Here is a 15,285-nt window from a genome sequence, read left to right as displayed (position 1 = left end):
TTTTGCCAGTGTACACCAAGTTGCTAGTGCGGCAAACTGGTCGAAGTAAAGCCTCTAAAGAGAGTCTAAGTTGATGACAACACCTGTAACTAATGAAAATTTAGCGGCCCTGCTGAACGTGGGCAGCCGCTTAAGCCTGTTTGTATGGGAGGACTCTCCTGGCTGGCCTGTTCTTTTTGTGTCTGACAACATTGAAAGTCTGCTTGGCTATAAGAAGGAAAGATTAGAAAAACGAGAAATAGAATATCGTGATCTGATTCATCAGGATGACCTTCCACGCGTTATGGATGAAGTGGAGGTGCTTTTAGGGAAAGAGTCTGGTGGCTCAATAACGCATCAGGATTACCGGGTAAAGCATGTTAACGGGCAAGATGTCTGGGTGTCCGATACCACAGTGGTAATGCAGCATGAAGATGGCACTAACCATCTGTATGGTTATTTAATCGATATTACTGAGCGTAAACAGTTGCAAATAGCCTTGGAAATGGAACGTAACCGGTTACAACTCATTTTAGACGCAACGCGGCTGGGCACCTGGGAATGGAATCCGCAAACGGGAGTCACAATTTTTAATAAGCGCTGGGCCAATATGTTTGGTTGGGAGGTGAACGAACTGGAGGCAAATGTAGAAAGTTGGTCAAGTCGTTTGCATCCGGAAGATTACGACGGCGTTTGGCGAGCCATTAAAGACCACCTGGACGGTATTACCCCCTTTTACGAGAGTACGCATCGGATAAGACATAGAGAAGGGCATTGGGTTTATGTTCTGGATCGGGGAAAGATTATAGAGCGTGATAGTGAAGGCCGGGCGATTCGTTACACGGGTACCGTTACCGATGTGACTGAACAGAAAAAAGCGGAACTCGATGCCCGCAGGGCTGCACATGCGAAAAATGTATTCTTAGCCAATATGTCTCATGAAATTAGAACTCCACTGCATGGCATACTGGGTATAGCTTCAGTGTTAGAATCGACGAACCTCAACTCTCACCAACAGCAGTTGCTTGCCACTATTAAGAACAGCGGTGACTACTTGTTGACCACACTGAACGACGTACTTGATTTAACTCGGGCAGAAGAGGGGCAGCTGAAGGTGACTTTAGGAGTGCACTCTCCAGTCAGGGTATTACACCATGTTATTCGTTTGTTTGAGCAACCGATAAAGGACAAAGAGTTAGACTTTATTGTGGATATTAGCGAAGACATTCCGGAAAGCGTGTTGATGGATCAGGCTCGGGTGGCGCAGGTTGTCAGTAACCTGGTCAGTAACGCATTAAAGTTCACTACAAATGGCTCCATTTCTGTCAGCGCAAGCTGGCAAGGCTACGAAAACAAGAAAAACGAAGGGGAACTGGTTGTAAAAGTCCAGGATACAGGGAAGGGGATCCATGATACCCAGCGGATATGGCAACTGTTTGAGCAAGAGCAGGATGGCTTTAACCGGCCGGAAGGTGGAAGTGGACTTGGACTGGCTATTGTTCGCAATATTGTACAATTATTGAGCGGTACCATTCAGGTTGATAGCAAACCTGATCACGGTTCTTGTTTCACCCTTTGTCTGCCCATGACGGTTCAGATCGCAGGAGCGAATGAACCAAAGACTGAGAAGATGCCACCTTTACCCAAAGTGCAAGTTTTGGTTGTCGATGATAATAAAATAAATCAGCTGATAATAAAGGAGATGCTGTTGTCTCTGAATCAGAATGTTGAGCTGGTGAGCGACGCACAAAATGCGCTGAAGATGATGCAGGCAAGAAACTACGATGTATTGTTTATGGACCTTCATATGCCGCATATGGACGGTATGGAAGCAACTCGGGTGCTGCGCGAAATGGACATCCATCAGCCCTATGTTATTGCTTTAACTGCCGATGCTTACCCTGAGACCCGGACTCAGGCGTTGCGTGCCGGAATGAATGATTATGTCACCAAACCATTTGTTAAGGCAGATATTGCAAAGGTTCTTCAAAGATTTACTGAGCTGCAGAGCAGAAAAGCTCGCTGATTGGCACAACCCTTGATGCCTGTTGTACCATAGGCGCAGTTTTCACTGAATTAAGGGATCCAAGAATGGAGTTTAGTAGCAGTTCTCAGTATGTCGTTTCGCAGGAACTGGCAACAGCCGTCAATGCCGCGGTGACGTTAGAAAAGCCGTTATTATTAAAAGGTGAGCCTGGCACCGGGAAGACGCGCCTGGCTGAAGAGTTAGCGAGCGCATTAGATACCGAGCTGCTGCAATGGTCTATTAAATCAACCACAAAAGCACAGCAAGGCTTGTATGAATACGACGCTGTATCGCGGTTACGTGATAGCCAGCTGGGTAGCGATAAAGTCCACGATATCAGTAATTATATTCGTCCTGGTAAGCTTTGGCAGGCATTTACAGCAGAAAAGCGTCCGGTTCTGCTTATTGATGAAATTGATAAAGCCGATGTTGAGTTTCCTAATGACTTACTGCACGAACTGGATCAAATGGCCTTTCATGTTTACGAAACAGGTGAACAGATAAAAGCGCAGCAACGTCCTATTGTGCTTATAACATCGAATAATGAAAAAGCCCTGCCGGATGCGTTTTTACGTCGGTGCTTTTTTCATTACATTCAGTTTCCTGACAGTGACACGTTAAAAGCCATTGTTGATGTTCACTTTCCGAACTTGCATAAGAATTTACTTGATACTGCATTGGCACTTTTCTTTGAGTTAAGAGACGTTCCCGGATTGAAAAAGAAGCCCTCAACGTCGGAACTGCTGGATTGGCTGCGACTTTTGCTTGTGGAAGATATTGACGCGAAGTCACTACGAAAAAGCCGTGAGCAAGGCGGTTTATTGCCTCTGTCAGGCGCTTTACTCAAGCATGAACAGGATGTCGAGCGCTTAGCTGAATACGCTCGCATCCAACGGCGCTAAACCGCGTTATGTTTATTGATTTTTTTCAAACTCTGCGCCGGCATGGGCTTAAAACCAGCATTACCGAATGGCTGGATTTGCTCAGCGCGATGAAGGCTAACCTGGCTTTTGCTGACGTCGAGCAGTTTTATTATTTGTCCCGGCTTATTCTGGTCAAGGATGAGTCTCAGTACGATAAGTTTGATCGTGCGTTCAGCGAATATGTGGATAAGGTCGCTAATGTCGATGTGACCGATAAGATACCTAAGGATTGGCTGGAAAACGCACTGAAACGAAACTTAAGCGAAGAAGAAAGGAAAAAGGTACAGCAACTCGGTAGTCTGGATGAGTTAATGAAAACCTTTCACGAACGCTTAAAGGAACAACAGAAGCGTCACCAGGGAGGCTCGAAATGGATTGGTACCGGAGGAACATCGCCCTTTGGAGCTTATGGTTACCATCCCGGAGGTATTCGAATAGGCCAGGATGGCAATCGTAATCGAAGTGCGGCCAAAGTGTGGGATAAACGCGAGTTTCGTGACCTTGATGATAACGCCAGACTGGAACAACGCGGCTTTCAGATGGCTCTTAGAAAGCTAAGGCAATTTGCGCGCACTGGTGCGGCTAGCGAACTTGACTTAAAAAGCACCATTGAAGCTACGTCAAAAAAAGGTGGTTTACTTGATCTGAAATGGCAGTCTGAGCGACATAATGCGGTTAAAATTATTTTGTTGCTGGATGTTGGTGGGTCAATGGATGATTATGTTTATCAATGTGAGCAACTGTTCACAGCGTTAAAAAATGAGTTCAAGCATCTGGAGTTGTTTTATTTTCATAACTGCGTTTATGAAGGTGTCTGGCGAGAGAACTCCAGACGTCGGCAGGAGCAAATTCCGACCGAGCAGTTGATCCAGACATATGGTGAGGATTACAAATTGCTATTTGTCGGTGATGCAACCATGGGGCCGTATGAAATTGCCTACCCAGGTGGCAGTGTTGAACATTGGAATGAAGAGCCCGGCGAAGCCTGGATGAACCGTTTAACTCAGCACTTCGAAAAAGTGGCCTGGCTTAACCCTCAACCTGAAGAACATTGGCGGTATTACATGTCGGTGCGCATGATAAATGATTTAGTCGGAGGCAGAATGTACCCGCTGACTCTTGATGGTCTGGAACGGGCAATAAGTGGCATAAAATGACTCCTTTACTTGCGGCCTCTGCCGATAATAAGTTTCAGTTTTTAAGCGATGCTCATCGTTCGCTTATTGCCAGAGTCCGTTTAATACGTGAGGCAAAATACCATATTGCTTTGCAATACTATTTGTGGCGCCCGGATAGTAGCGGCCTGACGCTGCTAAAGGAGTTGCTAGACGCTGCCGAGAGGGGCGTGCGCATTGATTTGTTGTTGGATGATTTACACAGCAAACCGTTAGAGCCGTTATTACGAGACTTATCTTCCCGAACCAATTTTAATATTAAACTGTTTAACCCTTTTACGCATCGTCGTTGGCGCTGGCTTAACTGGCTTACCGACTTTAAGCGAATGAATCGACGGATGCACAATAAAGCCTTACTGGTCGATGGAAAAGTCGGCATTGTAGGTGGCCGCAACGTTGGTAATGAGTATTTTGGCACCCATGCCGGTCAACTCTTTTCCGATCTTGATGTTATTGCCAAAGGTGAGGTTGTTAATAAGCTTCTTGAGGACTGGCAACACTACTGGAATTGTCTTTTGTCGGTGCCGGTCAGTTCAATAAAGTCGGGCAACCAGAAACGACTATTCGAGGATATTTGGTCCGGATTCCAAAAGCATCCTGAACTGCAGGATTTAAAGCAGTTTGTTCTGTCGGACGAACATTTGAATAATTTTCCGGACAAAGACTCCGAGCGTTGGTATGAAGCGCCTGCCATTGTGGTCAGTGATGACCCTTTAAAGGCTCAGTTAAATAGCAAGCCGCAACGGCTAGTTACGCAACAACTAGCAAAGACATTAGGCTCGGCGCAGCATTCAATTGTGATGGTTTCTCCTTACTTTGTTCCGACACCCGCTGGTGTTAAAGAACTCGAGAATTTGTCGGAGCAGGGGGTTAAGGTTCGGGTCCTGACTAATTCGTTAGCAGTAACCGATGTGCCGGCAGTACATGCTGGTTACCAGCGTCATCGCCGACGCTTATTACTGTCAGGGGTGCAGCTATTTGAATTGCGCCGAACAGAAGAGAAGCGTCTGCGTAAAGATGTCAGGCCATATTTTAGACGCTCTGCCTCAAGCCTGCATGCAAAAACAGTAACCGTTGACGCTAAGAGAGTGTTTGTCGGTTCGTTTAATTTTGATCCGAGATCAGCTCAGATCAATACAGAGTCAGGCTTGTTAATCGAGTCGGTAGAGATGGCAGAACGAATTAACGCAATGTTTGAGCATGAATTACCGCTGCGCACTTACGAAGCGAGGCTTAATCGTTTTTATAAGCTGTATTGGCTGGATAGAAGTAAAATATCGGCGCGGAGGCTTTATAAAGAGCCGGGGGCCGGTATTTGGCGGCGCTTGGCGGTTTGGTTAACCGCCCGTTTGCCGGTTGATCACTTGCTTTAAACTACAGTTGCTGAGCAACCCAACGTTTCACCTTGCGCTCCAGTACGGTCAGTGGAACAGCACCGTCCTCAAGAACCACACGGTGGAAAGCTTTGATATCAAAGTTATTACCCAGCTTTCTCTCAGCATCGCGGCGCAGCTCGCTAATTTTTAGCTGACCAATTTTGTAGGCCAGAGCCTGACCGGGTAACGCCATAAAGCGCTCTGCCTCTGATACCGCACGAGCTTCTGCAACCGGGGCGTTGTCATACATGTAGTCTAGTACTTGTTGACGACTCCAGCCTTTAGCGTGAATTCCTGTATCAACGACCAAGCGTATAGAGCGCCACAACTCTGCAGCCAGCTGTCCGAAACGCTGGTAAGGGTCATCGTAGAGCCCCATATCGTAGCCTAGCGCCTCTGAGTATAACCCCCAGCCTTCAGTGTAGGCCGTTTCCCGGCCAAACTTCCGGAACCGGGGTAAGTCTTCCAATTCTTGCTGGATGGATATCTGGAAATGATGACCCGGTGCTGCCTCGTGCAGGAATAGCGCCGTTTTTGCCCAACTGGGGCGCGATGGTAAGTCGTAAGTGTTCAAGTAGAAAATTGCGGGTCGCGAGTTATCAGTAGGTGCGGCCTGGTAAGAACCTGAACTTGCCGACTGCTCACGAAACTCCTCAACTTTACGCACTTCGTACTCAGCCTGAGGAAAGATATCGAACAGCTCGCCAACGACTTCATCAACAGTACCTCGCAAGGACCGGTAGTCTTCGACCATTTCGTCTCTGCTATCGTAAATGAATTGTTCGTCGTTCGTCATGAAGTCAAAAAAGGCCTGTAAGTCGCCTTCAAAGTTGGTTTCCTCCATGATTTCGCGCATTTCACCGTGAATACGGGCAACTTCATCTAAACCAATATTGTGAATACGATCAGCGCTTAACTCAGTTGAAGTGTTAGCCTTAATTTTATACTTGTACCACTCAGTACCGCCGGGCAACTGACCCAAGCCGAAACTGTCTGTACGAGTCTCCGGTAAATACTCATTACTGAGGTAATCACTGAGTTTTTGATAAGCAGGCATGACGGTATTGGCGATAACATCGCGGTATTCTTCACGAATTGCTTTGGCGTCTGTATTTGCGATGTCCTCAGGTAAATCTTTTACCGGACGCCAAAAAATGCTTTGCGTAACGTCTTCGGTAATTTGTGCATCAATTTGGGGAATGGCTTTCTCAATTAAAACGCGCGGCTGAACAATGTCTTGTTTAACGCCAACTTTCATGTTCTCAATAGCTTGCTGGAAAAGTCGCGGAATTTGTTTCATGCGACTGGCCCATGCACGGTAGTCTTCTACTGTATTGAATGGTTGAGCCGATGTGCCAGAGCCCAGCATTGCCAGACGACCGGCGATATTATAAAACTGGTTGATAGGTAACAAATGCTCAGGATATTGAGCGCCCTCAATGGCCAGTTCCCTGTTTCGCTTGAAGATTTCATAACTGATCCGCTCTGAGCGGGTGAGCTGCTCGGCATTGATGACTTTAATTTTCTCTAAGTAGCTTTTTTCTAAAGCGAGTAATTCGTCAAGATGCTCTTCTGAATAGAAGTTCGGCAATTCATCATTATATTGATTGTCACCAATATAAGTCGCTAATAACGGGTTTAGTTTCAGTTGTTCGTCAAAGTAATTCTTATAGATCTCTTGCAGTTCTTCGGTTTGAGACGTTTGTTTAACTGAGCTTGTTTGACTGTCTGATGCTGTTTCTGTTTGCTGTGGCTGGCCACAACCAGCTAACAATAGTGATAGTGAAATAGCGAGAGTGGTTTTGTTCATCATTTTAAGTACCTGCTTGCAGTTATAAACGGTTCAAAGGGACTTTTAGGTAAACAGTACCATTGCTTTCTGCCGGGGGCATTTGACCCGCACGAATATTAACTTGAATGGAAGGAATGATAAGTCGTGGCATATCCAGTGTTGCATCGCGCTCTTCTCTCCATTTTACAAACTGTTCTTCGCTGGCTTGTCCGCCGACATGGATGTTGTTTTGTTTTTGTTCTTGTATCGTGGTTTTACATTGATGCTCGCGCCCCTCGGGAGGGTAGTCGTGGCAAATGTAAACGTTCGTTGTACCGTCCAGTTGGAAAAGCTTTTGAATAGATTGATACAAAGTATTGGCACTGCCTCCGGGGAAGTCACAGCGAGCGGTTCCTACGTCCGGGTTAAATAATGTATCACCCACAAAGACTTTGTTTTCATTCACAACGTAAGCAATATCAGCAGGTGTGTGGCCTGGTGTATGTATTACACGGAAACTCATTGACCCTACCTGAAAGGTCTCTCCGTCACTCAACAGTTTATCGAAGTGCTCTCCATTAGGTAAAAACTCTTTTTCAAGATTATAGACTTGCTTAAATATTTTTTGCACATCCGTAATATGCTCGCCGATGGCAATAGGCGCATTAAGTTGCTTTTTTAAAAAAGGAGCGGCACTTAAGTGATCAGCATGCGCATGCGTTTCCAGTATCCAGGCAACATTTAGACTGTTTTTGTGAACAAAGTCTAAAATGCGTTGTGCGCCGTTAGTACAAGTTTTACCCGATGGGTAATCAAAGTCGAGCACGGGGTCGATAATAACGGCATCTTTTTCATCCGAATCAAAGACAACATAACTGAAGGTTTCACTGTCGTTATCAAGAAAAGCTTCAACGTTTATTGAGTTATGCTTGTTCATGGTTTTGACTCCATTCGGTTGCGACCGGCACTTTTTGCCTGATAAAGAGCCTGATCAGCTGCAACGAGTAAACCAGCATGATCAGCATAGTGAAAACTACTGGCAACACCAATACTAACGGTAATCTTCATGTCTTCAACAAGATCGTCGAATGGTGTTGCAGCTATTCGCTCACGCATTCGTTCACTGGCTTCCTTAGCGACTTCAAGCTCTGAGTTCGTAATTAATACGGCAAACTCTTCACCGCCCCAACGAGCGACATAATCAATGTCTCTGATTTCATCGCGCAGGACCTCCGCGATTCTTACCAGTACCTTATCGCCGACAGTATGTAAGTAATGGTCGTTGACATCCTTAAAGTAGTCGACATCAAGGATAGCTAAACTTAAATAGGTTCCGTCGCGTCTGCAGCGACTCAGCTCATGTTGCAGGCGTTCATCAAAGGCGCGCCGGTTTCCAAGATTCGTTAATGGATCCTGCCGTGCCATGGTCTCTAAGTCAGCTGTTTTCTCTTTAACCATTTTTTCCAGTCGCAGCCGTGTCTGGTTATGCTGGTTAAGGCGTGCTTTTACGCCAACCAATGCTAAAAGCGCAACAGCTAAAGAGGCAACAATCCAAAACCATGCCTGCATCCAGATATGAGCCGACTGCCGGAAAGCAAAATAGTCGGGTTGACTCCATTGGCCACCGGGATACCTGGCCCGAACCTGAAAGATATAATCGTTGGCCGGCAAGGTCGTGTACTCTGCAGAGTTAAGAGAGTTTTTATTCACCCAATTTTCGTCAAAGCCAACCAGGCGTACCTGATAGTCAATTTGTTCGGCCATAAGATAACCGGGAGCAACAAATTCGAACACGATTCGGTCCGTTTCAGCACTCAGTTTCTCTCCGAAGATGACTGTTTCACCGTCGGCTTTTACTGACTCAATATTAACCTCAGGAGGAAGGTTGCCAATTTCCGTAATCGTTTTCGGATCAACCTCTGAAACCCCATTGCTGGTTGCTAGCCAAATACTGCCATCGCGGGCCTGGAGCATGGATGGACCACCACTGTTTATTTGAGCGCTCTCAAGACCGTCGACTTCACTGAAGCGCTGAACATTAAGTTTGTCTGCCTGTCCTGCTAAGACTTTAGTAAAAGAATCATGTTCAATCATCACTGGGCCACGGTTTGAACCCAGCCAGAGATTACCATTGCCGTCGAAAGCCACGGACATAAAATTATCAAAGGGCAAGCCTTGGTCACGGTTGAAAATGTTCCAAGTGTTCTTACTAAGGTTATGAGCAATAAGTCCGCGATCGGTTGCCATCCATAGGTAACCAGAATGCTCGGTAATATGAAAAGCCAGTTCGGCATTGTTCAGTTCGGTTAAGTCAACAGGAGTGATTTGGTAATCGAATGCATCATTTTTAGCGACGATATTAATACTAACCACACCACGTGCTGAACCAGCCCAAAGCCTGCCTGTTTTATCGAGATGTAACGAGGTCGTATAATTATTGGTTAAACCATCTTCTTGAGAAATATGTTGGGATACCCATTGCCCTTCGGAGTTTTGGTACAAATGCGTAATGCCCAAAGGTGTAGCCAGGAATTTCCCCAGTTTAGGGTCAAGCTCAATTTGACGAACTTCGTCCGCTTTTAATAAGTTATTAGTGTCAAAGTGCCGGACAATTCTTTCTCCGTCCCAAATATAAAGGCCGTCAGTGTATGTTCCGACGTGGAGTTGTTGCGTATCATCATACGCCAGTGATAATACCGACTGCTCGTTTAATGGGGTGTCGGGAGCGAGGGCAGAAACTCCCGTTTTGCCTACAAGTGAAACACCATTGCTGGAACCAACGATGATTTCACTTTTGTCACTTTCTGCTAAGGCTCTGATATAGTTACCTGTAAGCCCGTCTTTTTTTGTATAAGTCGAAAAAAGTGCATCTCTGAACTGAACCAGTCCACCGTGAGTTGAGACCCAAAAGCTGCCTTCTCTGTCTTGAATAATATCCAATACATGATTATTAGGCAGACCTTCGCTGGTATCGAAAATTTCTATACCGTATTTATCGCTAATGCGAATGAGCCCGTCCCGATAGGTTCCCAGCCAAAGTTGCTTGTCAGGTGACTGAAACAGGGTACTGATTCTTCTGTCAATTTCGGGAAGTGTACGCTCGAACTCGGTATTTACCTTTTGCTGATACAACCCATTTTCCGTGCCTACTAGTAAAGTACCGTTTTGCAGTTCAAGTAGGGCGGTGACTAACCGCTCAGGAATGGCTGTAATAGTTTCAAAGCGAGCCTTCCCGACCTTTTTTACCTGAAGCCCTTTATTGGTGGCTGCCCACAAGTTGCCTTGGCTATCGACCAGCGACTCATAGACAAACATGGAATTTAGACCATGGTTAGTCGTAAATTGTGCGGTGCGTTGATTGTTTTTATAAACGAGCAGACCAAGCTCTGAAGTTGAGACCCAAAGGTTACAGTTATCATCAGTAAATAAGTGGTTCACAAAAGGTGGGGCGGACTCAAGTGCTTCCCAGTGCCCATCATAGAAACGGGCTATTCCTCCCCGGCTGCCTGCAACATAAATGCTGCTATCACAATCACTGTAGGCGGCAGTATACATTCCTATATCAGGTAAGCCGGTCTCGCGTAAGTTGTCATAGATATCAAACCGTCGGCCATTAAAGCGTGCGGGCCCTTGCCAGGTCGCCAGCCAAAGATACCCTTTGTCATCTTGAATAAGTTCATTGACTGAGTTGTGGGGTAATCCATCACGCGTTTCCCAGTGTCGAACTAAGTAGTCGTTGAGCGGCCGTTGTTCACCAGTAGCCTCTTTTTCATAGACTGCGGCTGAGCTTCCCGGAGCACTAATGCAGAAAAATACAGCTAACAGCGAAAATAGTGTGTACTTCATAAGTCATCTATTTATTAAACAGTATTATTGGATGGTATGTTGTCGCCGAGTGGGTTGCAATAACTCTAGAGTCTACAATCTAAAAAATCAGTTAATGAGTACATTAGTGAGAGACAATAATTCAAAGGAGCGATAAATGACGAAAGCCTATGCAGCACAATCAGAAAATTCTAAGTTGGCACCTCATGCTATAGAACGTCGTGAGTTACGTAACGATGATGTTGCTATCGACATAACCTATTGTGGCGTTTGCCATACTGACATTCACTATGCAGAGAATGACTGGGGAGGCACCATATACCCGGTTGTGCCCGGCCATGAGATAATCGGTAAAGTCACGGCAGTAGGCGATAATGTTAAGGACTTCAATGTGGGAGACACAGTTGGTGTTGGCTGTATGGTTGACTCGTGTCGCGAGTGCTCTTCTTGTGAAAAAGGTCTGGAACAATATTGCCTTAATGGGATGGTACCAACCTATAACGGAGAAGACTTGCACGATAAAAGCATTACTTATGGTGGTTACTCCGAGAAGATAGTCGTCAGTGATCGCTTCGTGGTTAGGGTGTCAGAGAAGTTGGATCCGGCAAAAGCAGCGCCACTCCTGTGTGCCGGTATTACAACCTATTCACCATTGCGCCACTTTGGTGTGCAAAAAGGGCACAAGGTAGGTGTCATCGGCATGGGTGGCTTAGGGCATATGGGCGTTAAATTTGCTAAAGCCATGGGAGCTGAAGTCACTATTTTTACGCGCTCAGAAAGCAAAGTGTCCGAAGCTAAAAAGCAAGGCGCAGATCATGTGATTATCTCAACTGATGATAAACAAATGGAAGCGGCAGCAGAGACCTTCGATTTTTTACTGGATACCGTGCCGGTACAGCATGATCTCAATCCGTACATTAACTGTTTGAAAGTCGATGGTACGCACATTCTAGTGGGTCTGTTAGAGCCGGTTGACCCTGCATTACAAGCCGGAGCGCTGGTGATGAAACGCCGGGTACTTGCTGGCTCTTTAATTGGTGGCATTCCTGAAACACAGGAAATGCTCGACTTCTGTGCCGAACACTCTATTCATTGCGATGTTGAAATGCTGGATATCCAGAACATCAACGATGCCTTTGTACGGATGAAAAAAGGTGATGTGAAGTATCGATTTGTAATTAATATGGACTCGCTAAAGCAGTCTTAGTGAGTAAATAAATTGACCACGCTTTGTCGGGCGTGGTCTAATTTGCACAAAGAAGAGGTGCGTACACCAGGAACTTTCGAACTTAGGTTGCCAAAGCCGGATTTGAGTCGAAGGGGAGGGGTATTACGCCGAGGTAGCATAGTCATTTGGCGGCAATGTTGCCGGTTGCAGGGTTTGAACACCCACAACTGTCACCTTCAGGGTGGAGAGCTTCTGGTGTTTGCATTTGCCTATTGGCTATTAAGTTAATCTCGCCACTTACTCTGCAAAACCTGAGTTCTCCGAACACTTATGTTGTTATGTTCAGGAGAAAACTGTGTCTTTTACTGTTGCTAAGTTCGGAGGTACGAGCGTTGCCGACTATTCCTCAATGCTGCGCTGTGCTCAAATCGTTCAGAATACCCCCTCTATTCGTCTGGTCGTTGTTAGTGCCTGCGCCGGAGTCACGAATCGGCTGGCAGAAATAGCTGATAAACAGGGTAAGCAAACAGAATCTCTGCGAAATGAAATTTATACTATTCATGCTTCTATTCAGCAAAAACTGAAGAGCTCCGGTGCTCTGGAACTATCCTTGTCTCAGTTACATGATGAACTGGAGTCTCACTGTCAAAAAGCAATAGCAAACTGGGCCGCCTGGCGGGATGAGTTATTAAGCTTTGGTGAGCGTTGCTCGAGTCTTTTGTTTTCTTGCGTTCTAAATGAACAAGGCTTGTTATCGGATACGTTGGATGCGCGGCAACTGCTGAAAACAAACAGCGCTTTTGGCCGGGCGCAACCGGATGAAGTTTCAACTAAGTCACATTGTCTTGAACAGAAGCAGAAGTTGGACTCCGGGTGTGTGTGGGTAACTCAGGGGTTTATTGGCTCAGATGATAAAACTCAGACAACGACTTTAGGCCGCGGGGGAAGCGACTATAGTGCCGCCTTGCTAGCAGCAGGTTTTAATGCAACGGATTTACAAATTTGGACGGACGTTGCGGGAATTTACACAACAGACCCAAGAATCTGTTCCAGCGCCCGGGCTATAGCCGAAATGAGTTTCTCAGAAGCGGCAGAGTTAGCAACTTTTGGAGCTAAGATCCTGCACCCATCCAGTCTGGCACCAGCTATAAAAAACTCAATTCGGGTTTTCATTGGCAGTAGTCAGAATGCAGCCGCCGGTGGTACGTATATATCCGCAAATCCTACAACACGGCCTGACGTACGAGCGGTTGCACTTCGCCGGAATCAGACTTTAGTAACCGTTCATAGTTTGAGCATGTTGCATGCGAGCGGTTTCCTGGCGCGACTTTTTGAAATATTGGCGCGCTATAATGTCAGTGTGGATTTGGTCACAACCTCAGAAGTGAGCATTGCGCTGACTTTGGATGAAGGCGGAAGCATTGCAAATGGACAAGCGTTATTACCGGCTGCTGCTTTAGAGGAGCTTGAGCAGTTTTGCCGCGTAGAAATTGAAACGGGGTTATCGCTGGTGGCTATTATTGGAAACGGCATTGGACGAGATGCTCATATCAGCCAACTCACTTTTAATACAGTGAATGACTATGCTGTGCGTTTAATTTGCCAGGGAGCGAGCGAGCATAATCTTTGCTTTCTGGTAGAAGACAGTGAGGGTGAGAATGTGATCCGAACCTTGCATGATAGAATATTGAGTTAATAATATGTAAATAACTGTCTATTTATTGTAAAAATAAACTACAGTTAAAGAGACTCCAACAAACAAATTCAGGTAATTATTATGAAACAACTGACATCAAAAACTCTGGCTATTACTTCGGCCTTATCTGTCGCTTCAGCAATGAGCATGGGCGCTGCTCAGGCAAACCCTTTTGAAGCAACGGAGCTTTCTTCGGGCTATGAGGTTTCTCAACCACAAGAAATGAAATGCGGTGAAGGAAAATGTGGCGAAGAGAAAATGAAAGAAAAATCCAAAGAAGAAATGAAAGAGAGAAAGGAAAAGGCCAAAGAAGGCAAGTGTGGTGAAGGGAAATGCGGTGAAGGTAAGTGCGGCGAAGAAATGAAGAAAGAAAAGGCCGAGAGAAAAGGTGAAAAATCAGAAAAGTCGGAAGAAGGGAAATGTGGTGAAGGTAAGTGCGGCGAAGGTAAATGTGGCGCTTAATCACTTAATCTTACTTTCGTTCTAGCGACGAAACTGACTATAATGCTCGCTTTCTATTTGAGCAGAATGAAGGCGAGCATTTTTAATGGATTTCTTACAATCGATCATCCTTGGCATTATCCAGGGGATAACCGAGTTTCTTCCAATATCCAGTTCTGCTCATTTAATTTTGATGCCAATACTTACTGGCTGGGAAGATCAAGGTGTAGGCTTTGATCTCGCCGTTCATGTCGGTACTTTGCTTGCTGTCATTCTCTATTTTCGCAAAGATGTCACTGAACTCTTTGTCGATGGCCTTCGTTCTATCGCTGCTCGCCAACATGTCGGACAAAGCCGCTTAGGCTGGGCTGTTGTTGTTGGAACTATACCTGCTTGTATTGCGGGTATACTGCTACTGGATTACATAGACACTGCGCTAAGAGCTGTGGGGGTTATCATCACTACCACGGTTGTTTTCGCTGTACTTTTGGCTGTTGCCGATCGCTTCGCCCGAGGCAGCAGAACCTTGCAGGACATTGGCTTTAAAGATGCGATTATTGTTGGACTTGCCCAAGCTTTAGCACTGATTCCGGGTACTTCGCGTTCAGGCGCTACCATAACCGCGGGTTTGTTTTTAGGGTTAAACCGAGAGTCAGCTTCAAAGTTTTCATTTTTTATGGCCATTCCAATTACCGCTGCTGCTGCGTTGATTAAGCTATTAACCATAGCCTCAGAGTCCATTGCCGTAGATTGGTTAGGTTTTTTGGTTGGTGGCGTTGTGTCGTTTTTAACGGCCATTACCGCTATTCACTTTTTCCTGAAGTGGCTTAATGCGTTCGGTATGTGGCCCTACGTTATCTACCGTTTAGTCCTGGCGGTTGTCTTGTACTTATTATTCTTCTGAG

At 45.8% G+C, this 15,285-nt stretch carries 11 protein-coding genes and 1 riboswitch; of the genes, 8 read left to right on the top strand and 3 right to left on the bottom strand.

Features of this window, described 5'->3' with window-relative positions; translation table 11 throughout:
* The first annotated feature begins 73 nt into the window (after positions 1-73).
* The 4 genes from VBY75_RS03420 (at position 74) to VBY75_RS03405 (ending at position 5,476) form a co-directional block, all read left to right on the top strand.
* Complete coding sequence (locus VBY75_RS03420; RefSeq protein WP_054487482.1) at positions 74-2,005, top strand: PAS domain-containing hybrid sensor histidine kinase/response regulator; 1,932 nt, start codon at positions 74-76, stop codon at positions 2,003-2,005.
* 65 nt (positions 2,006-2,070) lie between these two features.
* Positions 2,071-2,907 carry an AAA family ATPase gene (locus VBY75_RS03415; protein ID WP_271331439.1) on the top strand — a complete coding sequence of 279 codons (837 nt, stop codon included), beginning with the start codon at positions 2,071-2,073 and terminating at the stop codon, positions 2,905-2,907.
* A gap of 8 nt (positions 2,908-2,915) precedes the next feature.
* Positions 2,916-4,085, top strand: a complete 1,170-nt coding sequence (locus tag VBY75_RS03410) for a vWA domain-containing protein (protein WP_222236879.1) — start codon at positions 2,916-2,918, stop codon at positions 4,083-4,085.
* A complete protein-coding gene (locus VBY75_RS03405) occupies positions 4,082-5,476 on the top strand; it encodes a phospholipase D family protein (RefSeq protein ID WP_416511033.1) in 1,395 nt (464 codons plus the stop codon). The genes VBY75_RS03410 and VBY75_RS03405 overlap by 4 nt, the downstream gene beginning before the upstream one ends.
* 1 nt (position 5,477) lies before the next feature.
* Here the strand turns inward: VBY75_RS03405 and VBY75_RS03400 are convergent, their stop codons facing one another.
* From VBY75_RS03400 to VBY75_RS03390, 3 genes are read right to left on the bottom strand one after another with little or no spacing between them, the layout of a single operon-like run.
* A complete protein-coding gene (locus tag VBY75_RS03400; protein ID WP_416511031.1) occupies positions 5,478-7,292 on the bottom strand; it encodes a DUF885 domain-containing protein in 1,815 nt (604 codons plus the stop codon).
* A 19-nt stretch (positions 7,293-7,311) separates the two neighbouring features.
* A complete protein-coding gene (locus VBY75_RS03395; RefSeq protein WP_416511029.1) occupies positions 7,312-8,187 on the bottom strand; it encodes an MBL fold metallo-hydrolase in 876 nt (291 codons plus the stop codon).
* Positions 8,184-11,096, bottom strand: a complete 2,913-nt coding sequence (locus tag VBY75_RS03390) for a diguanylate cyclase (protein WP_416511027.1) — start codon at positions 11,094-11,096, stop codon at positions 8,184-8,186. The genes VBY75_RS03395 and VBY75_RS03390 overlap by 4 nt, the downstream gene beginning before the upstream one ends.
* A 136-nt stretch (positions 11,097-11,232) precedes the next feature.
* Between VBY75_RS03390 and VBY75_RS03385 the strand changes: the two genes are divergently transcribed.
* The 4 genes from VBY75_RS03385 (at position 11,233) to VBY75_RS03370 (ending at position 15,284) form a co-directional block, all read left to right on the top strand.
* On the top strand, positions 11,233-12,282 hold the full coding sequence (locus VBY75_RS03385) for an NAD(P)-dependent alcohol dehydrogenase (RefSeq protein ID WP_278355969.1): 1,050 nt from the start codon (positions 11,233-11,235) through the stop codon (positions 12,280-12,282).
* A gap of 44 nt (positions 12,283-12,326) precedes the next feature.
* Positions 12,327-12,503, top strand: a riboswitch (Lysine riboswitch).
* 95 nt (positions 12,504-12,598) lie between these two features.
* Positions 12,599-13,939, top strand: a complete 1,341-nt coding sequence (lysC, locus tag VBY75_RS03380) for a lysine-sensitive aspartokinase 3 (protein WP_416511025.1) — start codon at positions 12,599-12,601, stop codon at positions 13,937-13,939.
* A gap of 81 nt (positions 13,940-14,020) precedes the next feature.
* The gene (locus tag VBY75_RS03375) at positions 14,021-14,401 is read left to right on the top strand and encodes a hypothetical protein (protein ID WP_054487499.1); all 381 of its coding nucleotides are present in this window, start codon (positions 14,021-14,023) and stop codon (positions 14,399-14,401) included.
* Between the two features lie 85 nt (positions 14,402-14,486).
* Complete coding sequence (locus VBY75_RS03370) at positions 14,487-15,284, top strand: undecaprenyl-diphosphate phosphatase (RefSeq protein WP_222236886.1); 798 nt, start codon at positions 14,487-14,489, stop codon at positions 15,282-15,284.
* Position 15,285 lies beyond the last annotated feature (1 nt).

It is taken from the genome of Idiomarina sp. HB (genome assembly GCF_048059115.1).
GTDB lineage: Bacteria > Pseudomonadota > Gammaproteobacteria > Enterobacterales > Alteromonadaceae > Idiomarina > Idiomarina abyssalis.
The sequence above is the reverse complement of the archived record's forward strand: the minus strand, read 5'-3'. Positions and strand labels throughout refer to the sequence as shown.

Coding starts and splice junctions, on each gene's coding strand:
- VBY75_RS03420 (WP_054487482.1), top strand. CDS start 74: ATGACAACACCTGTAACTAATGAAAATTTAGCGGCCCTGCTGAACGTG.
- VBY75_RS03415 (WP_271331439.1), top strand. CDS start 2,071: ATGGAGTTTAGTAGCAGTTCTCAGTATGTCGTTTCGCAGGAACTGGCA.
- VBY75_RS03410 (WP_222236879.1), top strand. CDS start 2,916: ATGTTTATTGATTTTTTTCAAACTCTGCGCCGGCATGGGCTTAAAACC.
- VBY75_RS03405 (WP_416511033.1), top strand. CDS start 4,082: ATGACTCCTTTACTTGCGGCCTCTGCCGATAATAAGTTTCAGTTTTTA.
- VBY75_RS03400 (WP_416511031.1), bottom strand. CDS start 7,292: ATGATGAACAAAACCACTCTCGCTATTTCACTATCACTATTGTTAGCT.
- VBY75_RS03395 (WP_416511029.1), bottom strand. CDS start 8,187: ATGAACAAGCATAACTCAATAAACGTTGAAGCTTTTCTTGATAACGAC.
- VBY75_RS03390 (WP_416511027.1), bottom strand. CDS start 11,096: ATGAAGTACACACTATTTTCGCTGTTAGCTGTATTTTTCTGCATTAGT.
- VBY75_RS03385 (WP_278355969.1), top strand. CDS start 11,233: ATGACGAAAGCCTATGCAGCACAATCAGAAAATTCTAAGTTGGCACCT.
- VBY75_RS03375 (WP_054487499.1), top strand. CDS start 14,021: ATGAAACAACTGACATCAAAAACTCTGGCTATTACTTCGGCCTTATCT.
- VBY75_RS03370 (WP_222236886.1), top strand. CDS start 14,487: ATGGATTTCTTACAATCGATCATCCTTGGCATTATCCAGGGGATAACC.